The organism is Nostoc sp., from assembly GCF_036917135.1.
Lineage (GTDB): Bacteria > Cyanobacteriota > Cyanobacteriia > Cyanobacteriales > Nostocaceae > Nostoc.
In genome coordinates, this window is sequence record NZ_JBALEA010000063.1 from 53603 (window position 1) to 78373 (window position 24771).

At 41.8% G+C, this 24771-nt stretch carries 20 protein-coding genes and 2 pseudogenes; 12 read left to right on the forward strand and 10 right to left on the reverse strand.

Annotated features, from left to right (window positions below; genetic code table 11):
• Positions 1–47: 47 nt before the first annotated feature.
• Together V7K50_RS19005 and V7K50_RS19010 are read right to left on the reverse strand one after the other, a co-directional pair.
• Positions 48–515, reverse strand: a complete 468-nt coding sequence (locus tag V7K50_RS19005; protein WP_334962663.1) for a MarR family winged helix-turn-helix transcriptional regulator — start codon at positions 513–515, stop codon at positions 48–50.
• 74 nt (positions 516–589) lie between these two features.
• The gene (locus V7K50_RS19010; RefSeq protein ID WP_334962665.1) at positions 590–2248 is read right to left on the reverse strand and encodes an ArnT family glycosyltransferase; all 1659 of its coding nucleotides are present in this window, start codon (positions 2246–2248) and stop codon (positions 590–592) included.
• Positions 2249–2385: 137 nt separating this feature from the next.
• On the opposite strand from V7K50_RS19010, the gene V7K50_RS19015 reads away from it, so the two are divergent.
• The 4 genes and pseudogenes from V7K50_RS19015 to V7K50_RS19030 all read left to right on the forward strand — a co-directional run.
• The gene (locus V7K50_RS19015; RefSeq protein WP_334962667.1) at positions 2386–3030 is read left to right on the forward strand and encodes a class I SAM-dependent methyltransferase; all 645 of its coding nucleotides are present in this window, start codon (positions 2386–2388) and stop codon (positions 3028–3030) included.
• Positions 3031–3595: 565 nt separating this feature from the next.
• Complete coding sequence (gene era / locus V7K50_RS19020; protein ID WP_334962669.1) at positions 3596–4552, forward strand: GTPase Era; 957 nt, start codon at positions 3596–3598, stop codon at positions 4550–4552.
• A 122-nt stretch (positions 4553–4674) separates the two neighbouring features.
• On the forward strand, positions 4675–5352 hold the full coding sequence (locus tag V7K50_RS19025; RefSeq protein ID WP_334962671.1) for a response regulator transcription factor: 678 nt from the start codon (positions 4675–4677) through the stop codon (positions 5350–5352).
• A 597-nt stretch (positions 5353–5949) separates the two neighbouring features.
• Positions 5950–6240, forward strand: a pseudogene (locus V7K50_RS19030) (hypothetical protein); the annotation flags it as partial.
• Positions 6241–6280: 40 nt separating this feature from the next.
• Here the strand turns inward: V7K50_RS19030 and murD (V7K50_RS19035) are convergent.
• Positions 6281–6574 (reverse strand): annotated as a pseudogene (murD, locus tag V7K50_RS19035) (UDP-N-acetylmuramoyl-L-alanine--D-glutamate ligase); the annotation flags it as partial.
• 150 nt (positions 6575–6724) lie between these two features.
• Between murD (V7K50_RS19035) and V7K50_RS19040 the strand changes: the two are divergent.
• Positions 6725–6916 carry a type II toxin-antitoxin system HicA family toxin gene (locus tag V7K50_RS19040; RefSeq protein ID WP_334962673.1) on the forward strand — a complete coding sequence of 64 codons (192 nt, stop codon included), beginning with the start codon at positions 6725–6727 and terminating at the stop codon, positions 6914–6916.
• A complete protein-coding gene (locus V7K50_RS19045) occupies positions 6916–7140 on the forward strand; it encodes a type II toxin-antitoxin system HicB family antitoxin (protein WP_334800852.1) in 225 nt (74 codons plus the stop codon). The genes V7K50_RS19040 and V7K50_RS19045 overlap by 1 nt, the downstream gene beginning before the upstream one ends.
• Before the next feature lie 76 nt (positions 7141–7216).
• Here the strand turns inward: V7K50_RS19045 and V7K50_RS19050 are convergent, their stop codons facing one another.
• From V7K50_RS19050 to V7K50_RS19065, 4 genes are all read right to left on the reverse strand, one after another.
• Positions 7217–7624, reverse strand: a complete 408-nt coding sequence (locus V7K50_RS19050; protein WP_334962675.1) for a PAN domain-containing protein — start codon at positions 7622–7624, stop codon at positions 7217–7219.
• A gap of 126 nt (positions 7625–7750) precedes the next feature.
• Positions 7751–9217, reverse strand: a complete 1467-nt coding sequence (murD, locus tag V7K50_RS19055) for a UDP-N-acetylmuramoyl-L-alanine--D-glutamate ligase (protein ID WP_334962677.1) — start codon at positions 9215–9217, stop codon at positions 7751–7753.
• Between the two features lie 84 nt (positions 9218–9301).
• A complete protein-coding gene (gene glyS, locus V7K50_RS19060) occupies positions 9302–11455 on the reverse strand; it encodes a glycine--tRNA ligase subunit beta (protein WP_334962678.1) in 2154 nt (717 codons plus the stop codon).
• 327 nt (positions 11456–11782) lie between these two features.
• Complete coding sequence (locus tag V7K50_RS19065; protein ID WP_334962680.1) at positions 11783–11953, reverse strand: hypothetical protein; 171 nt, start codon at positions 11951–11953, stop codon at positions 11783–11785.
• A 142-nt stretch (positions 11954–12095) separates the two neighbouring features.
• On the opposite strand from V7K50_RS19065, the gene V7K50_RS19070 reads away from it, so the two are divergent.
• The 5 genes from V7K50_RS19070 (at position 12096) to V7K50_RS19090 (ending at position 18882) form a co-directional block, all read left to right on the forward strand.
• Positions 12096–12461: a PEP-CTERM sorting domain-containing protein gene (locus V7K50_RS19070; RefSeq protein ID WP_334962682.1), complete on the forward strand. Its 366-nt coding sequence runs from the start codon at positions 12096–12098 to the stop codon at positions 12459–12461.
• 588 nt (positions 12462–13049) lie between these two features.
• On the forward strand, positions 13050–14339 hold the full coding sequence (locus V7K50_RS19075) for a glycosyltransferase family 4 protein (protein ID WP_334962684.1): 1290 nt from the start codon (positions 13050–13052) through the stop codon (positions 14337–14339).
• Between the two features lie 1138 nt (positions 14340–15477).
• Positions 15478–17094, forward strand: coding sequence for an efflux RND transporter periplasmic adaptor subunit (locus V7K50_RS19080; RefSeq protein WP_334962686.1), 1617 nt, complete (start codon positions 15478–15480; stop codon positions 17092–17094).
• Positions 17095–17148: 54 nt separating this feature from the next.
• Positions 17149–17409 (forward strand): RpiB/LacA/LacB family sugar-phosphate isomerase, encoded by a 261-nt coding sequence (locus V7K50_RS19085; RefSeq protein WP_334962688.1) that lies wholly within the window; start codon positions 17149–17151, stop codon positions 17407–17409.
• A gap of 90 nt (positions 17410–17499) precedes the next feature.
• On the forward strand, positions 17500–18882 hold the full coding sequence (locus tag V7K50_RS19090; protein WP_334962689.1) for a carotenoid oxygenase family protein: 1383 nt from the start codon (positions 17500–17502) through the stop codon (positions 18880–18882).
• Positions 18883–19095: 213 nt separating this feature from the next.
• Here V7K50_RS19090 and cbiE read toward each other — a convergent pair whose 3' ends face one another.
• A complete protein-coding gene (cbiE, locus tag V7K50_RS19095; RefSeq protein ID WP_334962691.1) occupies positions 19096–20340 on the reverse strand; it encodes a precorrin-6y C5,15-methyltransferase (decarboxylating) subunit CbiE in 1245 nt (414 codons plus the stop codon).
• 318 nt (positions 20341–20658) lie between these two features.
• On the opposite strand from cbiE, the gene V7K50_RS30760 reads away from it, so the two are divergent.
• The gene (locus V7K50_RS30760) at positions 20659–21021 is read left to right on the forward strand and encodes a ParE family toxin-like protein (RefSeq protein WP_442944627.1); all 363 of its coding nucleotides are present in this window, start codon (positions 20659–20661) and stop codon (positions 21019–21021) included.
• A gap of 20 nt (positions 21022–21041) precedes the next feature.
• On the opposite strand, the gene V7K50_RS19100 is transcribed toward V7K50_RS30760, so the two are convergent.
• Both V7K50_RS19100 and V7K50_RS19105 read right to left on the reverse strand, forming a co-directional pair.
• Entirely contained in the window at positions 21042–21200 is a 159-nt protein-coding gene (locus V7K50_RS19100) for a hypothetical protein (protein ID WP_334962693.1), read from the reverse strand.
• A gap of 89 nt (positions 21201–21289) precedes the next feature.
• Positions 21290–24733 carry an AAA-like domain-containing protein gene (locus V7K50_RS19105; protein ID WP_334962695.1) on the reverse strand — a complete coding sequence of 1148 codons (3444 nt, stop codon included), beginning with the start codon at positions 24731–24733 and terminating at the stop codon, positions 21290–21292.
• Positions 24734–24771 lie beyond the last annotated feature (38 nt).

The following is a 24771-nucleotide window of genomic DNA, read 5'->3' on the forward strand; positions in this document are numbered from 1 at the left end:
CAAATCTTCATACTGCCTCACCCAAACGGGTGATTATGGGATCATCTTTAGGAGAGGTTAGCGATCGCCCGATTCAAAATTTGGGAAAACACTTCCCGATCGGCAAAGCAAATACCGTCCATCGCTTCATCACGCACGGCTGCGGCGATTGGCGGTAATACAACTTCTAATTCCTTACCTGCATCCGTTAGCCAGATGCGCCAAATGCGGCGATCGTGGGTGTCGCGTTCTCGACGCACCAAGCCACGTTCTTCCATCCGATCTAGTACGCCTGTTAAAGTCCCTCCCACTTGTTTGAGTTTGTCCCCAATACTAGAAGTAGGTAAACCATCTTCTTGCCAAAGACAGCACAACACCAACCAGTGAAATGGTGTCAGTCCAAAGGGTTCTAGCCTCTCAGTAAACTTGCGTCCGAGTAGTTGTGAGACTAGTTTGATTCTGTAGCCCAAATTGTATGGTGCCAGATTCTGCTGCCACGACTCTAAAGCTGGGGAGTGATTAGATGTAGAAACCATATCACAAATTACTTAGTGTACGTACTATTATATCTAGATTAATATTTTTTAGCAACAGTTGCTTTGCAACTGTCTTAGGGAAGAACTTGAATCAACTGGTACTCTTCGACTGTACCAACAAGGCGGTGAGGGCGAGATAAATTAGGGGACTGGTTAGTATAGATCAAAGCATAGCTCAAAGTGGGTACATAGGAAATAGAGACTACCTGTTGAGGGTGAATAGAAAGATAGAAATCAAGTAGTACTTCGGTTTTTTGGTCTATTTGCACATAGTAGATCGGATGAGATTGGAGAATAGGAGCGATCGCACTTTCTTGTAAAAAAGTTTTCAAAACAGGGTTATAGTCACCTAAAAGACCGATGCTACCTGTCGTCGCCAAAGCCAGCCAACAGGGAATTAACCAACCTGCAATCCAATAACGTGCGGTGAGAAACTTTTTGCCAAAGTGGTAACGACTAATCCACACCACAGGTAAAATGAACCAACCCAAACCCATAGCCAAGCCAATACTTGCATACTTGCGAATGTCAGAACCACCCCAACGAATAATAGCAATACTCGCTACAACGAGTAGAACACCTAAACCACCAAAGACATAACTGAGATTTCGAGGAAGATTCTTCTTGGCGAAAAGGGTTAATATATTTTTTTTACTCTTTTGAAGAGGGAATTTGGGGGGAATTCCTGTATTATAAATATTGCCTAACCAGTTTAAACCCACAGATGCAAACAAAGCTATAAACGGATAAAGGCAAAGACTATAGTGAGGGAAACGAGTGGTAAAAAGACTAAGTTCTACAAATAGGACAAGTGGAAAACCAACTAATATCAAATGGTAACGATGAATAGGACGATGGAGAGTCAAAACTAAACCTAAAAGTCCGAAAAAAGCCCAAGGTAATGATTTTAAAGGAATATTCCATACATAGAACAACAGCCCATTATTATTCTGATCCTCAGAACCTAGCTGCACAACAAACTTGAGCAACTCCTCAAAACTATTATTTCCGTAGTGCAGCCAGCTTAACCACAGCCAAATACAGGTAGGTGTTAAACCGACAAAAAAGCCTAAATATAAAATTGGGTTACTAAGATGATGATGACGGCGATGTTCGCCAATTAAATAAGGCAATAAAGCTACAATTGGCAAAAAAATCATAAAGCTTCTGACTAAGAAGCCCAAACCTAAACTTAAACCAGCTAAAAAACTCCAAAAATAGCGATATTTAGGATGTAATTCCGTTTTGATTAAAGACCAAATCGCTAAAAGTACCAAGAGAATCATCGGTACATCAGGTGTACTTAAGCGAGAGTATTGCAACCAGAGAAACTCCACACTTAAAATTCCAGCAGCAAGCCTTGCTAACTTTTTGCATAGCATAATTTTGCCGATTTCATACACAAGCCATAAGCTAAAAATGCCCGCAATCATACTAGGAATACGCGCACTCATATCACTCATACCAAACAGCTTGTAAAAACTGGCAATTAACCAATAAGGGCCAGGGGTTTTATGATGCGCTCTTTCCCAAGGAGTTATCCAATTACCAGAATCAAACATCAGACGCGCCCGCCAAGCATAAAGGGCTTCATCATGTGCCATCAGGCTATCGTGTCCAGAAGTAAATAATAATAAGGGCAGTATCCAAGCTAACAAACTCAAATAAGGTAATAATCCGACTAGGCGGATTTGTCGGCAAATATGCTGCAAGAAGTGTAGTTTATAGAACATTGAATTGATAAAATTAAATGCTGCTATTTAGACTCGTTTATGTGTTCTGATGTTATTAGAATATGTTACATAGTGATTGTTGAAAAATACCTGAAATTGCCGCAATTTTCCGAAAAAGTTCTCCAAAACAGATATTTATGCAGTTAAGACCGAATCAACGCCTGAAATTAGACGACACAGACGATAAGCTGTTCTATGCCTATCCGCGCTTCGTCACCCATGTCGATGAAGGATTTATTCAACAGCTAACAGATTTATATCGCGATCGCCTGAAACCCAACAGCCGTATTTTTGATATGATGAGCAGCTGGGTGTCTCATCTGCCAGAAGATATAGAATTTTCCCATGTGGAGGGACACGGACTCAACGCTGAGGAATTAGCACGTAATCCCCGCTTAAATCATTACTTTGTCCAAAATCTTAACGAAAATCCGCAGCTACCCTTACCAGATGAAGATTTTGATGCTGTTCTCAATTGCGTATCTGTGCAGTATGTGCAATATCCAGAAGCAGTATTTTCCGAAATTTACCGCATTCTGAAACCCGGCGGTGTGGCAATTATCAGCTTTTCTAACCGAATGTTTTTTGAAAAGGCGATTCAGGCTTGGCGGGAGGCTTCAGAAGCAGTTCGAGTGGAATTAGTCAAAGAGTACTTCGCCTCAGTCCCAGGATTTACAACCGCAGAAGTTATAGCTAATAAGTCAACATTACCGAATTTCTTACAGTGGTTGGGTGCAGCTGGAGGAGACCCATTTTATACCGTCATCGCTTACCGCAGTTAAGCCAAATAGTCACGTCGCTTCTCTACGAGACGCTCCGCGAACGCTCCGAATTCAAAATTCAAAATTCAATAATTTTTGATCCCCATAAATAAATTTAGTTGCTCTGTATCATGAGTCGTTTTCGGTCACAAATGGTCTGTCTGATTAGTTAGGGGTGAACAAATTCGTAGTCAGAACTTTAGGGACTGACAAGAGATAAATTCTCCATCTTGTGGGGTGGGCATCTTGCCCGCCCTGAATATGGGACGGGTGCGGACACCCATCCCACAAGAAAATTTGGTTTTTTTTATTTACTGTAGTTTCTTTGTAATTCAACTTGAAATACAGAATGTCGGTTAAACTTCAGCAAAAGCCTTCCCTGTAAATACCAAAGTAATTTCACGTTCGTTTGATGTCTAAAAACAAAACCAAGTGATCCCAGCTGTAAAATATAAGTGTAGAGCCAGTAGTAGATTAAACCTAAGCAAAAGCAATGCCCGAAAATGCTAGGGTGTTTTTATGCTTGTTTTGTGTTTAATAAAAAACCAAGTTATCCCAACTGTAAAATATAAAGGTGGAGCCAAAGGTGACTAGTATTGATAATTACACCTTCTCTTTTTCAGGAGAAGTAACAATCCCCCAGGCTCCTCCTGAGTTCAAGTCAGGTTTTATCGGCATTATCGGTCGCCCAAATGTCGGTAAATCTACTTTGATGAATCAATTGGTAGGACAAAAAATTGCCATAACTTCCCCTGTAGCGCAAACGACACGTAACCGTTTGCGTGGCATTTTAACTACACCAGAAGCACAGTTAATTTTTGTAGATACGCCAGGAATTCATAAGCCCCATCATCAATTGGGCGAAGTATTGGTGCGAAATGCGAAAATTGCCATTGAATCAGTAGATGTATTACTGTTTGTGGTAGATGGAGCAGTAGCTTGTGGTGCAGGCGATCGCTATATTGCCGAATTGCTCAGTCGCAGTAAAACACCCATAATTATCGGTGTGAACAAAACCGATCAACAACCCACCGATTCTCAGTATCTAGATGATAGCTACGCCCAGATGGCCCAGTCTCATGAATGGGAAATCGTGAAATTTTCTGCCAAGACTAGTGCCGGATTACCCCAACTTCAAGAATTATTAATTGAACATCTAGAAATTGGGCCATTATATTATCCCCCAGACTTGGTAACTGACCAGCCAGAACGCTTTATTATGGGTGAATTGATCCGAGAACAAATTTTATTATTGACTCGTGAAGAAGTACCCCATTCAGTAGCGATCGCCATTGATTTAGTAGAAGAAACTCCCAGCATTACTCGTGTACTTGCTACCATTAACGTCGAGCGTGATTCCCAAAAAGGCATACTCATTGGTAAAGGCGGAGCGATGCTCAAAGCAATTGGTAGTGAAGCCCGCGAACAAATCCAAAAGTTAATCGCTGGTAAAGTTTACCTAGAATTATTTGTCAAAGTCCAACCAAAATGGCGACAGTCGCGGCTCAGTTTAGCAGAGTTAGGCTATCGGGTGGAAGAATAAATTAGTCATTGGTCATTAGTCACTTGTACTGAGTTTCGACTACGCTCAACTACCGCGAAGTCGAAGTATTGGTCATTGGCAGGGAAAAAAGGCAAAGAACAAAGGACTTATAGATAATAAAAATGTCTTTAGATACTCGCTATCCTTTAAATTTACCAGCCAATGCTCCGCCGTTGCGCGTGTTAATTGTCGAAGATGATCCGATGATGCAACTCGGATTAGAGCAATCGTTAATGGCTCATCCTCAGTTAGAGATAGTTGGACAAGCTGAAGATGGTTATTTGGGAGTTCAAGCCGCACTGCGACTGAAACCTGATTTGGTGGTTATGGATATTGGGTTGCCGCGATTGGATGGCATTGCAGCCACACAGCAAATTAAGGCGGCGCTACCAGCAACTCATGTGGTGATGCTGACATCTCATCAAACAGAGACAGAAATTATCGCGGCACTATCTAGCGGTGCAGATGCATATTGTATTAAAGGTGCAAGTGTGGAACGATTGTTAAATGCGATCGCAGCCGCAGTTGATGGTGCAGCCTATCTCGATCCTCAAATTGCGCGGCGAGTAATTGATAATCTCAAACCGCCTTCACCCACCACCAACACCGCCAACTTATCTGGGCGCGAGTTAGAAGTGTTGAAACTCATGGTAGACGGCTTGAGTAACCCAGAGATTGCCGAAAAACTCTACCTGAGTCCCAATACCATCAAAACTCATGTCCGAGGGATTATGAATAAATTAGCAGTAGACGATCGCGTGCAAGCAGCAGTCGTTGCATTGCGTTCTGGGTTGGTTTGATTATCTGGTGATCTTTAATTCCATTTAACAAATAGAGGCGTATATATGATATATACGCCTCTATAGCCGATTAATTCGTTGCCAATAATTTGGAAAAATAGTCTACCTCAATGCATTTTAAAAGAGTTTGAGAATTGATTAGGGTCTAAATCAGCAGGAAATAATAAAATTTCCTTGCCTTCTAAGCTTGCCTTTTGGTGAAGCAAAATTGCCTTTCCCAAAGAACAATATTTAATTGGAACCCACCCATCGCTATAAAAGTAGACAGTTACTCGGCTCATTGCATACTCTTTCATCGGTAGTGGAACGTACCAGGACGAGTCCACAATTTGAACTTTACCTGTGGAGTCCATGCTTTGAACCTCAGCTACTAAGTATATTTACTCTCACTCATCACTTTCACCTATCCAAGAGAGTTCTAGTAACTATCATAAGTAATAAGCTAATGTGTCTTTAAGTTAGATATTTAGGTAGAATCCCCAGACACTAAAACTTGTTGTCCTGGATCTGAAAGCCGCATTGTTTATCCTTCGTAGATTCAAAAGATACTACGTCTTGAATAATCGCCGAGATGACTTAAAAAACTTGATTTAGCTTAATTATTTGCTTGCTCAAAGGTTTGATTAGTATGAGGAAAACCGTTGTCCAATTAATTGATAGATGTCCTTTGATTTGTCATATACTAGAGTTAAACTAACAGTCAAATTACTATAATCAAAAAGCATCATTAACTCAACTCAAAATAGACAGACCGTGGTAAGCTGTTGGACATTTAACTTGCATATTACCTCGAAGTAAAACTCTTATGGGGTGGGCATCTTGCCCGCCCTGCTTATGCAAATTAAAAGTACATTAGCTTACAAAGATATTCACTCTCAAGTGCTACGGTAAGTCCCTAAAAAAGTTGAGATAACTTTTGATAGATGGTTAAAAGGTGACGAACACCGGGGAATTCAACAATAGCACGTGCGATCGCATCGCAATTAATTCTCGCTAATCTTGCCGTTGCGACTGCCATCAAGAGATTTTGTAGGTTATGTTCTCCCACCATCCGCAAAGTAGATACTTTCACAATCGCTTCTGGTGCAGAGGTTGCAGTCAATTTTTCCACAACCCAGCCATCTTGAATGTAAAAGCCTTTTTCGCTAATTAGGGAATCTTTTCCTTTGACACTTGTCCAATAGGCTTCAGGCCAAGCACTTAAACCTAGCTTGCTCAAGTATAAAGGTACATTACACTTCGTTAACGCACCCTACAAAATATTTCCCAAATGATAAAATTGTCCGAAAATAGAAAATCTTATTGACTTTTGACTTCTCAATTAGCGACTCTATCTGTAACAGAAATTTCAACTGTACAGATAAGTAGTAGCATGAAAGTACGCGAAGTTATCAAAGGACTGGAAGCTGATGGTTGGTATCTTGCTAGAACTAAAGGTAGTCATCGACAGTTCAAACATCCTGATAAACCTGGTACTGTAACAGTGGCTGGTAAGCCAAATGTGGATGTGCCAATTGGTACTCTGAAAAATATCTGGAGACAAGCTCAATTGGAGGAAGACTGATGCGTTATACAGTTGTGATTGAAAAGGGAGCAACTAGCTACGGCGCTTATGTCCCTGATTTACCAGGTTGTGTAGCTGTGGGTGAAACTTTAGAAGAAGTCAAGCAGATGATTACAGAAGCTATTGAATTTCATCTAGAAGGAATGCTAGAAGATGGTTTACTTATTCCTAAACCTACCAGCATCGCTCATGAGGTGGAAGTTGGAAACTACAGCAAAACATAATTATAGTAAACCACTAAATTAGCTCTAAACAATCCTTATAGTACAGATTGGCGGAAGTTCGCACCGCATTTTTAGCTTACAATTTCACACCGGTTATAGTGTATGGACTTGGGGTTGATACTGGTGCTACAGATTTTAAAAAACAAGTAGCACCAGGACCTATTATAACATTATAACTATAAGCACTACACCGATTGTCATTAAGACAAGCTTGCTGGCAAGCTGAAGCGGATGGTGAATTCGCAAAAGATATGTAATCGCTACCGCTTCTATCTCTACCAAATTCAGCGGTTATAGCATAATGTGAAAGAGTGGTTGGGAATAGACCCGTTTGAGCTACGGCAGGTTGAGCCAATGGTGTGAAGTTTACAATCGTACTAAAACCTAAAATCAGTAAAAGTACTAACCCAAAAAATAGAATATTTTTTGGGAAAACAAAAATTTTCTTGGCAATATGCCAAGCTGCGATCATTTTCACTTTCATAAATCTCTCCTGCCTGCACAGTATTATCCTCAGGTGTGTAGAATACAGTTATTTGCTACCAAATACAAAAATTGTTAATAATTTTACATAATTCATTCCCTGTGTGACTTGCAACTACAGGGTGAATTAATTAGGCAGAGGAGATGAAAGAATCGAGTTGTATTGAAGCTTCTCTCCTCCCGCCCAAGCAAGGCACAACTGACGAAAACGAGCGCCCCGCACCTCAAAATTCGGGTACTGGTCGAAACTCGCGCAAGCTGGAGATAGCAACACTACACGCGCTTGATACTGCTTGGCTAATTCCGCCGATTTGGGGACTGCCTTTTCCATTGTTTCCACAATTTCGTAAGAATAATACCCCACCTCTTGGAGACGTTTGGCAAATGCGGGCGCAGCAAAGCCAATCAATAATACAGCAGCAGCTTGGGAGTGAATTTTTGCTAGCCAACCAGTATCATCACCTGCTTTGGCTTCTCCACCAGCAATTAAAATCGCTGGACTGTTAACGGATGCTAAACCAACTTCAGCAGCATCGTAGTTGGTGGCTTTGCTGTCGTTAATAAAATCAATCCCTTCCCAAGTACAGATATGCTCCAAACGATGGGCAACACCGGGGAATTCAACAATAGCACGCGCGATCGCATCGCAATTAATTCCCGCTAATCTTGCCGTTGCGACTGCCATCAAGAGATTTTGTAGGTTATGTTCTCCCACCATCCGCAAAGTAGATACTTTCACAATCGCTTCTGGTGCAGAGGTTGCAGTCAATTTTTCCACAACCCAGTCGTCTTCAATGTAAAAGCCTTTTTCGCTAATTAGGGAATCTTTTCCTTTGACACTTGTCCAATAGGCATCAGGCCAAGCATTTAGTCCTAGCTGCCTCAAGTAGGCATCATCACCATTAAACACTTGCAACTGTGACTGACGTAATAACTTGGCTTTGATATTGTAATAGTTCTCTAAAGTCTGATGACGACTGAGGTGATCTGGTGTGAAAGTCGTCCAAACACCAATACGAGGAGCAAGAAATACGGAAGACTCTATTTGATAGCTACTAACTTCGGCAATCACCCAATCGAGTGAGGAGTTAGGAGTGAGGAGTGACGATTTATCAAATTTTTCTGCTGCTCTCTTTGGCTGAGATAGGGCAACATCACAGGCAGCGTAACCAATATTACCACAGGCGGGTGCGTTTAATTGTGCTGCTTGGAAAATGGCAGCAACTAAAGCTGTGGTAGTAGTTTTGCCGTTAGTACCTGTAATTCCTACCCAAGGTAGCGATCGCAAATTTCGCCAAGCAAGTTCTATTTCCCCAATGGTTTCAATACCTAATTGGCGTGCCTTAACTAATACGGGAATATCCCAAGGTACGCCAGGACTAACGACTATTAATTGCGGTAAATTAGCACCATTCAATTCTAGGGATTGGCCTAGTTTTACGGTTATTTGCTCGGCAGCGAGTTCTTGTTGTTGTTGCAGGAGGGTTTCGGAGGTGTTGCCATCACTTAGCTCTACCTCCCAACCTTCCCGCTTCAACAATCTCGCCGCAGCAACACCGGACTTTCCCAATCCAATTACAGTAGCTCTGGACATAGATTGCAGCTAGAAGTCCCTGGTTAAGCACTCCCTATAGTAGCGTTTATTGGCAAAAATTACACAAGTTTTTGTTGACCTACGCTACAGATTTTTAACGATCGCCCCAAAATCAGCTAAAACACGGGCATGATTGCGAACTAGTCCCAGCAGATGTAATCGATTGCGCTTAATTTCTGGATCGGAGTCCATAACTAAAACGCTATCTGGGCCATCAAAAAAGTTACTAACTGTGGGAGCAATTTTTGTTAGTGCTGCTACTAATAGTTGATAATTTCGGGTCTCCTGTGCTGCTTGAGTTTGTGGTACTGATTCGATTAGGGCATTATACAAAGCCATCTCAGAGGATTTTTGGAATAATTCTTGACGAACTACGGTTGTCGGTTCTAGCTGTTTTGTATCCAAATCACCTTGGGCGGCTAATCGTGTGGAACGATTAACAGTTTCGTAGATGTGATCTAAGGTACTGTCGTTGCGGATTTGTTGTAAGTATAAGGCGCGATCGCGTACATCCAATAAATCTTTTAACGTCCGTTCTGTGTATTCTGGGTCATTTTCTCCCAAAACTGCATTTACCAAGTCGTAATCAATCTGTTTTTCTTCTTGTAGTAAAGTGCGGATGCGCTGCAAGAAAAACTCTTGTAATGCTGTGGTTAACGATGCCTGATCTTTGTGATATTTCGCGGCAAAGTCTGTGGCTATTTGCGCTAATAAATCATCTAAATTTATCAGCAAATTATCAAACCAAATAATTTTAACTACAGCATTAGCCGCACGGCGCAAAGCGAAGGGATCAGAAGAACCAGAGGGAATTAAACCTAAACCAAAGATACTTACTAAAGTATCTAATCTATCTGCCAAACCGACAATTTTACCCGTGAGAGTTTCGGGGAAATTATCACCGGCACCTGTTGGCAAATAATGTTGATAAATTGCCTTTGCGACTTCCGCATCTTCACCACTGGCTAAGGCGTATTTTCCTCCCATAATGCCTTGCAATTCCGGGAATTCATACACCATTTGAGTTACTAAATCTGCCTTACATAATAAAGCAGCACGTTGGATTCTTTGGCTTTGATTTTCCGCTAATTCTAATTGGGTGCTGATTCGCTCGGCAATCTTAACTATTCTATCTACCTTGGCACGCACCGAACCCAATTCTTCTTGGAAAGTGACTTTTTCTAACTGTGGTAAGAAGCTATCTATTGGCTTCGTTAAATCAGCTTCATAGAAAAATCTGCCATCAGCTAATCTGGCGCGAATTACCCTTTCATTCCCGACGGCAACAATATCTGATTTTTGGGGATCAGCGTTAGAAATGGTGATGAAATTGGGCAATAATTCTTGCTGAAAACTACCTGGCTTGAATACAGGAAAATAACGTTGATGAGTAACCATGACTTCAGTAATTACCTCAGTTGGTAATTCTAAAAATTCTGGTTCAAATTTCCCAACAACTGTAGAGGGATATTCTACAAGGTTGGTTACTTCCTCTAACAAATCGGGGTAAATTACCGTATACCCGCCTAATTTCTCTGCTACTGCCTTTACCTGCTCTTTGATAATATTTGCCCGTTCTACTGGGTCAACGTTGACAGATGCAGACTTGAGAGTGGTAACATAATCAGTAGCTTGGGCAATTGTCACAGGTTCAGGATGTAAAACCCGATGACCTTGAGAAATGCGATCGCTATGAACCGTTTTAGAACCATTTACCAATTCTAGAGGTAGCACTGTATCATCTAACAAAGCTACCAGCCAACGAATTGGTCGGGAAAACCTTGCATCTCCATCACCCCAACGCATCAATCGCTTACCTTCTAAAGCCCAAATCCACTGGGGAATAAGTTCTGTCAAAATTTCCGCCACAGGACGGCCAGGAATTTTTTTGAGAACAAAGACAAATTCCCCTTTGTCAGTGGGGCGAAGGAACAGCGCATCAATTTCCACACCTTGCTTTTTGGCAAAGCCTGCGGCGGCGGCTGTGGGCTGACCATCTTTAAAGGCGGCTTGGGCTGGAGGCCCTTTAATTTCTTCTTCTCGGTCTGGTTGCTGGGATGGTAGACCTTTAATCACTACCGCCAGCCGCCGGGGAGTACCATACACCTGGACGCTTTCACCCTTGAGGCTGTTTGCTTCCAGGCTTTGGGGAATGCGTTCCTGCCATTGCACTAAAGCATCACTGAGAAAACTTGCAGGTAGTTCTTCTGTACCAACTTCTAATAGAAACCCAGGCATATTACACTGTTTTCAACTTTGCGTAGCTCAACTTTATCAGTTATTATCTGGCGATCGCTCGTAACTTTCACCATCTTACAGGTGCAAGATCAAAGCTAAGTTATTTTATACTTACCACCCTTAGAAGGATTTAGCCAATCGCAAGCATAACCTTTGGTTTCGGCTAAAAATTGGTTCCGGGGCAATACATCTTTATCAATAAAGACGAGCTTAGGTTTGTTAGATAGACTTAGTATTTTACGCAAAGCTTCATAAAAAAAGTACTTCACTTCATGGAAATTTTACATTTACACGGTAGTTTTATGCGGTATTTACGTATATATATTTCTATCGTAAGCTTAGTGTTGTTTGATGAATTGATATCTGCATCATCTCAATCAATCTTGGAGTTATGGCAATGAAAAGCATTTTCACCAAAATCGCCACGATCGCAGCAACCAGTGCTGCTTTTAGTGTAGCGTAGGCGTAGCCCGCCGAAGGCATCGCTGCTGCTAACAACCCAGCTCAAGCTATTGAGTTAAACTTCAACTGGCTAGGTAATGGTGGTTATTCAGCCACAGGTTCATTCAGCTACGACGAAGCTACAGCACCAACAATCATTTCCGAAGCTGGTAGTGGAGCAACCAACTTTTTACAATCCTTGAATGTCTCCTTCTTAGACCCATCTAAAAATCTTCTGGGAACTTATAACACCGTTACTGCTGGAGTGTCACAATCTAGCTTCTTCGCTTTCAACTTTGATACTTCCACTCAGAAGTTGTTTGGCCCCTTTGATGTAGCAGGAGGGACGGGTGTAATTGGAGAATATTTCTTCCAGGGAACGATTGGCGACTCTTTGCAATTACGTAAGGATGTCGATCAACAAGGAACATCAACACTAGTAGATCAAAATCCTGGCTCTATAGAGGTATCCAAAGTCCCTGAACCTGCTTCTATCTTAGGTTTACTAACATTAGCTACCTTGGGTCTAGGTTCAACTTTCAAGAAAAAGCAAGCCTCTTTCTAGAAAGTAGGGCTTTTTAGTCAGAGCTTGCTAAATTTACTGAATCTCTATTATAGCCCCACTAGTTCAGTGAACTGGTGGGGTTATCATTCAACTTCACTGCTTCGTCATCAACACTCTTGAAAAGATTGCTGTTAGCGCCTAGCTAGGCTTGAGCCAATACTGAGTGAATCAAATGAATACAATACTGATGACTTGGTTAAAAATAGTTAATGTGCCAGTTTAAAGGGCGGAATGAGGGTTATATGCACAACCTTGAATATAATGCTACAATCCCCCAAGTGTAAATTTAGGCATTAGTCAGAATCAACCAGATCAACTATTGTCATAATCACTAGAAACTAAAGCCTATGTCTATAAGAACCTCACCTGTTTATACAAGTTAATATTTTGATGCTTAAGTGTTTTTTGCAGTATAAAAATTATCTTTTTAAAATCACTAAGAAAATTCAGAAGCAATGTTTAAACCAATTTCAATCAAGCAATCTTACAAGTTAAAACAAGTAATAAAAGTAGCAGACCCTAGTGGCTATTAATTAATGAATAAATCTGCTCATCTCAGGCTGTCTTTACAAAATTCACAAATAGCTCATGCACATTCTGATTTATTCCTACAACTATCATCCAGAGCCAATTGGAATTGCTCCATTAATGACTGAATTGGCAGAAGGACTAGTAAAGCGAGGTCACCAAGTGCGAGTGATTACGGGAATGCCCAACTATCCTCAGCGCGAAATTTACGATGGGTATCGGGATAAGTGGTATCTGACTGAAGAAAAAAATGGCGTCAAAATTCAACGAAGTTACCTGCGGATTAAGTCTAAACCTAATCTCCTGGATCGGCTGTTACTGGAGTTAAGCTTTATTTTCACGAGCTTACCCCAAGCCTTTAAAGGCGGACGCCCGGATGTGATTATCTTAACAGTCCCGCCTCTACTAGGTATTTTACCAGCAACAATATTTGGTTGGTTATACAACTGCCCAGTAGTTCTGAATGTGCAAGATATTCTACCAGAAGCTGCCGTGCGTATCGGGTTATTGAAAAACAAGTGGATGATCCGAATTCTTGCAGCCCTAGAGAAATTTGCCTATCGGACTGCACACACAATTAGTGTCATCGCCGATGGGTTTCGTGAGAATTTAGTGAATAAGGGAGTACCTGTTAATAAAATCGTTTGTATTCCCAATTGGGTGAATATAACTTTTATCCGCCCTTTACCAAAAGAGAAAAACTCCTGGATATCTAATCATAAACTAGATGGGAAATTTGTAGTACTTTATTCGGGCAACATTGCTCTCACGCAAGGTTTAGAAACAGTAATAGAAGCAGCCGTTTGCTTGCGTCATATCAAAGATATTGTCTTTGTGATTGTTGGCGAATCAAGAGCATTGCAAATGTTGCAGGAATGTTGTCTCTTAAATGGAGCAGATAATGTTTTGCTGCTACCATTACAACCGCGAGAAAAACTACCCGAAATGCTAGCAGCATCTGATGTCGGGCTGATTGTGCAAAAGCGCAATGTGATTTCCTTCAATATGCCTTCAAAAATACCATTGTTGTTGGCAAGTGGTCGCCCAATTGTGGGTTCAGTTCCCGCCACTGGTACTGCTGCTAGAGTGATCGATCTCAGTGGTGGTGGGATAATTGTTGAGCCAGAATCACCCAATGCAATGGCCGCTGCGGTGCATGATTTATATACTAATCCGGCTTTAGGTGCGAGGCTAGGTAACACAGGAAGAAAGTTTGCTGAAGAAAACTACTCCTTGGAGCAAGCACTTGATAAGTATGAAGGGCTGCTTTCTCATATTGTTGCTCACCGAAAATCAACTGTGGGGATCTTGCCAAAATTGGATTCTAAGGACTCAGTTATGGATGGTTGAAGGGGATTGGGCATTTCCAGAAATTAAATAGGGAGCATCCCAATTTTGCCAGAACATATTTGTCATTGCGTACTCCTTCTCCAAGAGTTGGGTACGAAGCGGTAGTGTTCGCGTAGCGTCTCGGAGAGAGGGCTGGAGCCGCTCTCTCCGAGACGCTACGCGAACAAATTAGGACTAAAGTCCTTACTACAAACCTTGAATTCTTCACATCGCTCTACTTAGCAGTGCTATGTCTCTTCTTTTTCACTCAGATGTCTATTGAGGATTACTGGATTTGGCAAGACAGACAAAACCTTGATTGGGATAAATTAAATCACCCATTCGGGTGAGTTCAAAATCAACCGATCGGGTGACCTAAATGTAGGAAGTTAAGACTTGTCAAAAATAGGACTGTAGAAAAAACTGGTTCTTGGTGACGATAACTTGATGAAACTCGCAACCTTGATTAATAAAGCTGAATTACAGTTATTTTCAGGTAAATAGACCACGCTGTAGGGGCACAGCATGCTGTGCCCCTACGACAGATATGTTTCAAATAGATGAAAACTGCTGTAACTAACGTAGGCGTAGCCCACCCTACCCTTCGGGGATCTTGCTACGCGTAGCGTTTCGCAGAGAAGGCATCGCTCCATACCTTTTTATTCCCTAAGATCAGTATTCACTAGGGCTTAAGAGCGATAAACTCATCTGTAGATTATACCAATATTGTCTGCTATGTGGTTATAATGCAAGCAAGCGCTTGCAAACACTCATGGAAAACTTAGATGTCAGGCTTTGTAAGCAGATGATGGAAGAGCATAATAGCAGTTTGCCATTGAAGGAAGCAGGAGGTTCAGTTGACTGCCTACAACAAGATAAACCGTCCTTTCTCTCTGAGCTAAGGCACTGGGTTTGTAGTGACTAAGAAAGTTTTATAAATTACAGTTTAAAAATAGGAGTTAAGTAATGTACAAAATAACCATAATGTGATTAAGAATATTGGTTCGTTTTAGGTGCTAGACATCGTGAGCGATCGCCCAAATACCCAAAAATTTTGTCACCAATATAGAAAAACAAGGGCTAAAAAACTATTCAAATAATGCTTTTTTAGCGAAGAGTAGATTGCCCAAGTCTAAATCCACAAGACGAGAAAACGAAGATGTCCTATTCTGAGTTACCTGACTCTCCCCTTCCCGTTGAAATAGAACAGCCGACTGTTACTGATGATTCTAGTCAAGAGTCGCAACCATTGCCACAGCGATCGCCAAAGCCACCTCAAAAGCGGCGTTGGCCTGTAATTTTAGGAATTATCCTGTTAATTGCAGGTGTTGGTTTTGGTTGGCGCTGGTGGCAAACTAGTAATGCTAGCAAAGCACCATCGGCTGCTGGAGCGCCTGGTGGTCCACCGATGGCAATTCCGGTGAAGCTAGCAACTGTGGAAACTGAAACTGTCCAGGAGAGTTCGGAGTATATTGGCCAATTTCAGGCACCACTCTCTGTACCAATTAAGCCACAGGTTGGAGGACGAATTACTGAGGTTTTCATCAAAGAGGGCAACCGTGTTCAAGAAGGGCAAGTAATTATTAGCCTACAACTTGATGATGCCCAAGCCCAGCTACGACAAAAACAAGCAGCACTAGAACAAGCACAGGCAAATCTTGCTGAACTCAAAGCCGGGACTCGAACAGAAATAGTTTCCCAAGCCAAAGCCCAGCTAGATCAAGCCCAAGCAAAATATCAAGATGCCGTATCTGGATCGCTACCACAACAAATTCAGCAGGCCGAAGCTCAAGTTAATTCCGCCAAATCCGATCTAGTACTAGCACAAGCACGAGCAAGACGATACGAACAATTAACAAAAGAAGGGGCAACTTCCCAAGATAGCCTAGATGAATACCTGAAAAACAAGGCTAGTGCTGAAGCGGCGGTGGTTGCAGCCCAGAAAAATTTAGAGCAACTCCGCAAAAGCAGAACTGCTAATATCCAGCAGCTAGGTGCTGCCTTAGAACAGCAGAAACAATACTATAGGCAGCAGGTGAACGGCAATCGCCCAGAAGATATTGCCCAAGGGCGATCGCAAGTAAGCCAAGCGGTGGCTCAAGTGCAGTCGGCTCAAGTGCAACTACAATACACAAAAGTCCTAGCTCCTTTCACAGGTATTGTTGGTAATATCCCAGTCAAGGTAGGACAGTATGTGGCACAAGGTGATCAACTCACCACATTGACCAAAAATGACTCTTTAGATTTGAATATATCCATTCCGCTAAATCAAGCCAGAAAGTTGCGCTTGGGATTACCTGTACAAATGTTAGATGCCCAAGGCAAACCCACCGCAACGGGTAAGATCAGTTTTATCTCCCCAAATGCCAGTTCAGATTCACAAACAGTTTTGGTGAAAGCCAACTTTGGCAATTCGAGAAATCGACTGCTTAATCTTCAGTCAGCGCAAACCAAAGTCATCTGGGACGAACATCCAGGAATTTTGATTCCAGTTACAGCAGTATCTCGTTTGGGTGGGGAGACTTTTGTGTTTGTGGCTGAAGCGCCAACGTCAAAGCCGCAAGCTGAAGCGTCAGCCGAAAAGCCGCAAGCTGGAGCGCCATCTTTAGTAGCTCAACAGAAATCCGTGAAATTGGGAGTGATTGAGGGAAATAATTATCAAGTTATCCAAGGACTAAAAGCTGGGGACAAAATTGTTGTTTCGGGTATTCTCAACATAACTAATGGCGCTCCCATTACTCCTGCACCGCAAGAAGTGGGTAGTCAGAAGCCTTAGTTGAAGAGGGGCAGGGCGCTCATGTTGCCCGCACTACAATAATTTTACGTTTTCGTGTTATGCAATTTAGCTGCACATCAGCTTATTGCCGCCAACAAAGTCTCTGGGATACATCCAGCTTTGTGCCATGATGCTGAGACGGCACGAGGGGCTTGTATCTGGAATCATCTGAATGTCCTTGTATTAAGTTTACGTGCAACTACAGAAGCGATCGCTAAAGAAATATTAGATACCTGGTTTAGCACACCCTTTTCTGAAGATGAGTGGAACTTCCTGCAAATCAAACAAATTAAATCGCTAGAGAAAAAGGTTTAATTTGGAGATTGATGGCAAAAATTTCCCAACGTCCTCAAAAATTCTACGTGGGCGCGATCGCAAACTCAAATGTACAGTTAAATCAAGACAATGGTAACAATAGCAGTCAATCCGTATCTCGATGGCAACTTTGCTCCAATTAATGAAGAAATTACCACCGACAAATTGCCAGTCATCGGTGAATTACCCCTTGAACTATCAGGGATGTTTGTACGGAATGGCCCTAACCCTCAATGGACACCTATCGGTCAATATCATTGGTTTGATGGTGATGGGATGTTGCATGGTGTGCAAATTAGCAACGGCATAGCCACTTATCGTAACCGCTACGTGCAGACAGCCGGATGGAAAAAAGAACGAGAAGTGGGTAAGCCTCTCTGGAGTGGGTTGTTAGAACCACCAAAGATGGATAATCCTGAGGGTGGTTACAAAAATACCGGCAACACTGCCTTGGTGTGGCATGCTGGTCAGATGTTGGCGCTGAACGAGGGGGGGAAACCTCACGCCATCAAGCTGCCTGAATTAGCAACCCTTGGCGAGTATAGCTACAATGGCAAACTGGTTTCTGCCTTCACAGCCCATCCCAAGGTAGACCCGGTGACAGGTGAAATGATCTTCTTTGGCTACTCTCCCATCGTGCCACCGTACCTGCAATATGGTGTGGTTTCAGCACAAGGGGAACTGTTGCGGACGGTGCCAATTGAACTGCCAATAGGGGTGATGATGCACGATTTTGCCATCACAGAAAACTACACGATTTTCATGGATTTGCCCATGACTTTCAGCCCCGAAAGAGCGCAACGCGGAGAACCTGTAATGATGTTTGAGCGCGATCGCTCTAGTCGTTTTGGCATCCTACCACGTCACGGTGACAACAGTAATATTCGCTGGTTTGAAAGTCCTGCTTGCTACGTCTTCCATACCCTCAACGCCTACGAAGAGGGAGACGAAGTGGTGCTTATCGCCTGTCGTATGAGTTCTACTACTGTTTTGATTTCTGATGATTCGCAACCTGATCCAAATGCAAATATTCCCCGTTTGTATCGCTGGCGGTTTAACCTCAGCACGGGGACAGTGCGTGAAGAAATGTTGGATGATGTCGTTTCCGAATTCCCTCGCGTCAACGAAAACCTATTGGGGCGACAAACCCGATATGGCTACACTAACAAAGTGGCAAACAGTCCCCTACCTTTATTTGAAGGTATTATCAAGTACGACTTCAGCAGTGGAAAGTCCCAAACCCATGAATTTGGAGAGGGGCGCTATGGCGGTGAAGCTGTGTTTGCGCCGCGTCCTGGTGCAACTGCTGAAGATGACGGTTGGCTTATAACTTTCGTCCACGATGAGGGTTCAAACACTTCAGAATTGGTAGTGGTGAATGCCCAAGACATAACATCTGAACCTGTAGCGCGGGTAATAATTCCCCAGAGGGTGCCTTATGGGTTTCATGGTGCATGGGTTGCACAGGAATAGCTAAATGGGGACTGGGGACACTTCGACAAGCTCAGTGCATCGCTGGGGACTGGGGATTGGGGAGCAGGGATTGGGGAGCAGGGAGCAGGGAGCAGGGAGCAGGGAGCAGGGAGCAGGGAGCAGGGGCGAAAGAATTATTCATTCTCCCCCTTACCCCCTGCTCCCTGCCCTTCTGCCTCTTCAACCCAATCCCCAATGCCTAGTCCCTAATGCCTAGTCCCTAATCCCTACTCCCCAGTTCAATTTTTCAGATTTCACAACTACCCATTGCGTTACAGGTGCCATTGCTCGCCAGCCCAAAAATTTACCAATAGGTTCTGTGCGCTGGATAGCAATACGAGTTAAATCACCACCGACTCGTTCATGCCATTGAAATAAAGTTTGCTCACCCTCTACCGTTACCACATTTGCTACCAAACGCCCACCCGTCCTCAGTGCTTCCCAGCAAACATCAAAAAGTCCTGTTGCTGTTACTCCGCCACCAATAAAAATTGCATCTGGTGGTGGCAAGTCTTTCAGGGCATGAGGCGCTTTACCTTCAATGATTTGTAGATTTGGAGTACCGAGAGTTGCGGCATTATCGGCAATGTAAAGTAGTCTAGAGGAGTTTTGTTCGATCGCGATCGCCCGACATCGAGGATGGCTCCGCATCCATTCGATAGAAATTGAGCCGCAACCCGCGCCAACATCCCACAAAAGTTGTCCCGGTGTAGGTGCCAAAGCAGAAGCGGTAATTGCCCTAACTTCACGCTTCGTTAACTGTCCATCGTGGTGATAGGCGTTATCTGGTAGTCCTGGTAATCTTGGTAATGGGATAACACCAACATCAGCAATACAATCAACTGCGATCGCATTCAAGGCAGCAACTTCAGTTTGACTCCAGGATGCAGCCATACCTTCGATAATTCTTTCATGAATGCCGCCCATACGCTCCAAGACGGTAATCTTGCTGCCACCATAGCCGCGATTTGTCAAAATTTGAGCAACAACGGCGGGCGTGTCCTTCCCTTCACTCAAAATCAAGAGCCGCGCTTTTGGATAGATGTAAGACTGGAGTAGGGAGGATGGACGACCATTCAAACTCAAGGTTTCCACCTCAGTTAAAGACCATCCCACCCTGGCACAGGCGAGGCTGAAGGCTGAAGGTGCAGGGATAATCGTCATTTCCGAGACGGGAATTCGCCGCATCAAGGTAACACCAATGCCGTAACACATGGGATCGCCGCTTGCTAGTACGCAAATTGACTGACCGCGACGCTGAATGATTTCCTCTACTGAGGCGTTAATGGGGGATGTCCAGACTAGTTTCTCACGTTGATCGTCTGTAGGGAGCATTGCTAAATGGCGATCGCCTCCCACAATTACTTTAGCTTGATTGACTAGAGAACTAGCGATCAGGCTTAACCCCTGTAATCCATCTTCTCCAATGCCAACGATCGAAAGCCATTTTTGGGTCATGCTAATTCATGATTAATAATTATTACTTCATAACTAAGACTTGACACTAATTCTAATTCGGAATTATTCCGTCAATTTTGGTAGTATAGAGTGCATAGTGGTGGATTGAGGATAACTGGATGAACTCACTCCCAGAAATCGAAGCTGCTATTATGTAACTGTCTGAAGGTGAAATTCGGGATCTATCGAACTGGCTCCAAGAATATCTTAATGATTCCTGGGACAATCAAATTGAAGCAGATGCAAAATCTGGGCGATTGGATCAGTTAATCCAACGTGCCAAATCAGATATTGATGCTAATCGTGTGAAACCGTTAGATGAAGTCCTTAACAACCCCTGATTTTTGGCGCTCATATTCTGCATTTTCATCTGAACTTAAAGAGCAAGCTAGAAAAGCATATAGCGGTTTCCATTCAGATGCGGTACAACATTACATCACGAGGTGTAGGGGCACGGCAGTGCCGTGCCCCTATGGGTGTACCTCACGTAAACGAGAACCCCTATATCGCCTTTGGATTAATAATCAATTTCATCCATCTTTGGATTTCAAAAAAGTAGGAGATGATTTGGGGTCAGTCAGGATTAGTGGCAGATATCGGGCACTAGCACTTAAAAAAGGTGAAGATTATTACTGGATCTGGATTGGGTCACATGATGAGTACGAGACGCTGATTGAATAAGAATATTTTTGCTTCATATTTCACTCTTTAGCCGATTTTACTACTTTATCGGCGATTACAAACAAGTAATCGCCATGATTGTTTTCATATTTATTGACAATCTTGGTGATGCGGACTGTATTAATATCTGCTGCTAGCCTTTGACACCCTGCGGCGATTTCCTCCGCAGAAGCTAACAAAGCAAACGTAGAAATTCCAGAACGTACATATAAACAGCCATTTTTTTAAGTCTGTGAAAAAATTTTAGACTCACATTATTCTATAATTTTTAGTTACATAGACCCAAACTATTACGAGTTTCCGAATGAGTTATAAAATAGTCATCGAGCCATTGACATCCCCGTGTTAATAAATCATCTAAATCCAAACTCCATAAAATTACCTTACCATCCTTACTAGCAGAGGCAAGAGTTTTTCCATCAGGACTGAAACTGACGCTGGTTACTGCACCTTGATGTCCAATTAATGTAGTGATGGGAACTCCATCTTTTTTCCAAAATTTAATAGTTTTGTCTGTACTTCCTGAAGCTATAATTTCACCATCGGGACTGAAACTGACACTATTTACAGAATCACTATGGCCAGTCAGGGTAGTAATTAAAGTTCCATCTTTTTTCCAAAGTTTGATAGTTTGATCTGTACTTCCAGAAGCTATAATTTTGTCGTCAGGACTAAAACTGATACTATTAATATCCTTTCTATGTCCAGTCAGGGTAGTAATTAAAGTTCCATCTTTTTTCCAAAGTTTGATAGTACCATCATCACCACCAGAAGCAATAATTTTACCATCGTGGCTAAAACTGACACTTTTTACCCAATTGTTTTTATGCCCAGTAAAAATTTTAATTAAAATTCCGTCCCAATTCCAGAGTTTAATAGTTCCTTGATCAGTACCAAAAGCAATTATTTCTAGGTTTGGACTGAAACTAACACTTGTTATCCCGACTTCATGCCCAGTTAAAGTATGAATTAGAGTTTGATTCTGCTGCCAAAGTTTAGCAGTTCCTTTATCAGTACCAACGGCAATAGTTTTATTATCGGGGCTGAAACTGATACTATTTACCCAACCTTGATGCCCTGTAAGGTTAGGAATTAAATTTCCATTTTGCTGCCATAGTTTCACAGTACCATCCTCACCACCGGAAGCAATTATTTTACCATCAGGGCTAAAATTGAGGCTGGTTATCCCGCGTTTATGCCCAGTTAATGTAGTCATTATATCTGCGTTCAGCTTCCAGAGTTTTACAATTCCATCAGCACTACCAGAAGCAATAATTTTGTCATCTTGACTCCAACTCAGGCTAGCGACTGAATCACCGTGTCCAACTAGGGTATTAATTAGAGTACCATCTAATTGCCAGATTTTTACAGTTTGGTCACTACTACCAGAAGCGATTATGGGAGCATCATGGCTGAAACTGACAGTATTTATCCTAGCTGTATGCCCCTTAAAAGTTCTAATTAAAGTACCATCAGCTTTCCAAAGCTTAACAGTTTTGTCATCACTACCAGAAGCAATATTTTCTCCATCAGGACTAAAACTAATGCTTGTTACCCAACCTTGATGTCCAACAATAGTTGTGATAAAAGTACCATCGATTTTCCGTAGTTCAATATTTCCTTCTTCATTACCAACAGCAAGAATTTTACCATTGGGACTGATACTAGCGCTGGTAATTTCATGAATTTTGAGTGAGATAGTTTTAATCAGAGTACCATCTAGTTGCCAGAGTTTTACAGTTCCATCTTTACTGACAGAAACGAGAGTTTTATCAGAAATAAAACTAGCACTGACTACCCAGCTTTGATGTCCAAAGATGGTTTTAATCAAAGTACCATTTTGCTGCCAAAGTTTTATAGTTCCATCTTCACTAGCCGAAACAATAGTTTTGCTATCGGGACTAAAACTAATACTTTTGAGCTTATTTTTATCTCCATAAATAGTAGCGATCGCAGTTCCATTCTCATGCCATAATTTAATAGTCCCATCATCACTACCAGAAGCAATAATTTTACCATCAGGACTGAAAGTTAGATGATTGAGTGTTGTTTGTTTACTATCAAATTGATTATATTCATGAAGATTGACGAAAATATTTAGTAAAGCAGACAAAGGAGTGATTGTTTGATATTCTCCCAAATCAGACTGATTTTTGACCAGATGTTTTAAATCTTGTCCAGCCTTCATAGCTAAAAATAATGCTTCAAGTTGTTTAGATTGAAATTGTTGTATGGCGTTATAGCCATCCTGTGTAAGTCTTTTAGCTTCGTTGGCGGTGTGTAGTTGATTTTGTCCTACAATCACACTTATTAATATAAGGATACTTGCAATACCTCCCCCAATCCAAACTATGTATTTTGCTTTTTTATTCGCATCAGCTAATTTTCGTTTAGCGATTTGATTAGCTTGAGTTAACCTTTGACTAGCTTCGGCTAATTTCTGATTTACTTCAATTTGTAATTCTGTAGCGACTTTTTGACTTTCTTGTAAAAATTCATAATCTAAATTACTTAAACTTTTGCCAACCGCCCAAGCTAGCGCCTCATCTAAGGCTTTTCCTCGCAATAGCCAAGATTGCTCTTTTTGAAAATTAAACCAGTTATTAATTGCTTGACTGTAAGGACGAAGTTTATCTAATTCTTCCCTGAGCCATTGTTGATTAAAAACTGATTGATAGATAGAATTATATACTTTTAAGTAACCATCTTGTTTAACTACTAAACCTGATAATCTTAATTCGGTTTGCTCTTGACTGCCATCTATCAAAACTCCCTTGCTTGAGTGTAAAACTTGGTGATATAATCCTAGTAATCTGCCAGCTTTTTGCTCATTTCGTAGAATGCGATCGCGGATTGTTCTTAAATGCTCAGGTTCATCTTGAGTTTCCCAATTGTCGATGATATAATTTTGAATTAGCTCATTAACATTGAGATAGCTATTTTCTGTTTCTTGGACAATTAAACTGCATAGCTTCTGAGTGAGAAATGGTTGTCCACCAGTCCAACTTAAAACATCTTGCAATACTGTTTCTGGATGTTCTACCTGACTTTCTAACCCTGCAATTAAAGCATCCTTTGCTTCTGTAAAGCTAAACCCAGTTAATTCTATTGAACTACCAATATTAAACGGCGTGCGTTCCCTTTCTTGAATCAAATCTCCTGGTGTAGCCACCCCAAGCAAACAAAAAGTTAAACGCTCATATTTTGGAGATTCAGCCCGGAGATTATAACAGGCGCGAATTAAAGCAAAAAAATCATCTTTAAATTTACTTTTGATTAAACTATCAATTTCATCGATAAAAATGATAATATTAGAGCTAAATTTATCTAACAGCAATAACTCGAAAAGTAAGTTTAATCTCTGTACCTCCGTCCAAGAGTCATACTGTAACCACCAGCTATTAAAATCTATATCATCTATTTCAAAACTAGATAATAACTGATTAGCAAAACCTTTATACCATTTTTCTGGGCTGGTGTGACTACCAAGAATAGTTAAATCAATACAAGCACATTTGATTCCTACTGCTCTAAGTTTTTTGATTGTTTTAACTCGCAAACTAGATTTACCCATCTGACGCGAGTTAAATACAAAACAATACTCCCCAGCTTTCAGCAGTTCAAAGATTTGTGCATCTGCTTTGCGGACTACATAGGTGCGATGATTAGCATTTAAACTTCCACCGACTTTATAATAATTACTAAATTCCATTCCTCCTCTCTCTGCGCCTCTGCGCCTCCGCGTGAGAT

Coding starts and splice junctions, on each gene's coding strand:
- cbiE (WP_334962691.1), bottom strand. CDS start 20,340: ATGACCCAAAAATGGCTTTCGATCGTTGGCATTGGAGAAGATGGATTA.
- V7K50_RS19090 (WP_334962689.1), top strand. CDS start 17,500: ATGGTAACAATAGCAGTCAATCCGTATCTCGATGGCAACTTTGCTCCA.
- V7K50_RS19050 (WP_334962675.1), bottom strand. CDS start 7,624: ATGAAAGTGAAAATGATCGCAGCTTGGCATATTGCCAAGAAAATTTTT.
- V7K50_RS19045 (WP_334800852.1), top strand. CDS start 6,916: ATGCGTTATACAGTTGTGATTGAAAAGGGAGCAACTAGCTACGGCGCT.
- V7K50_RS19015 (WP_334962667.1), top strand. CDS start 2,386: ATGCAGTTAAGACCGAATCAACGCCTGAAATTAGACGACACAGACGAT.
- V7K50_RS19080 (WP_334962686.1), top strand. CDS start 15,478: ATGTCCTATTCTGAGTTACCTGACTCTCCCCTTCCCGTTGAAATAGAA.
- V7K50_RS19040 (WP_334962673.1), top strand. CDS start 6,725: ATGAAAGTACGCGAAGTTATCAAAGGACTGGAAGCTGATGGTTGGTAT.
- V7K50_RS19010 (WP_334962665.1), bottom strand. CDS start 2,248: ATGTTCTATAAACTACACTTCTTGCAGCATATTTGCCGACAAATCCGC.
- glyS (WP_334962678.1), bottom strand. CDS start 11,455: ATGCCTGGGTTTCTATTAGAAGTTGGTACAGAAGAACTACCTGCAAGT.
- V7K50_RS30760 (WP_442944627.1), top strand. CDS start 20,659: ATGAAGTCCTTAACAACCCCTGATTTTTGGCGCTCATATTCTGCATTT.
- V7K50_RS19105 (WP_334962695.1), bottom strand. CDS start 24,733: ATGGAATTTAGTAATTATTATAAAGTCGGTGGAAGTTTAAATGCTAAT.
- V7K50_RS19005 (WP_334962663.1), bottom strand. CDS start 515: ATGGTTTCTACATCTAATCACTCCCCAGCTTTAGAGTCGTGGCAGCAG.
- V7K50_RS19025 (WP_334962671.1), top strand. CDS start 4,675: ATGTCTTTAGATACTCGCTATCCTTTAAATTTACCAGCCAATGCTCCG.
- murD (WP_334962677.1), bottom strand. CDS start 9,217: ATGTCCAGAGCTACTGTAATTGGATTGGGAAAGTCCGGTGTTGCTGCG.
- V7K50_RS19075 (WP_334962684.1), top strand. CDS start 13,050: ATGCACATTCTGATTTATTCCTACAACTATCATCCAGAGCCAATTGGA.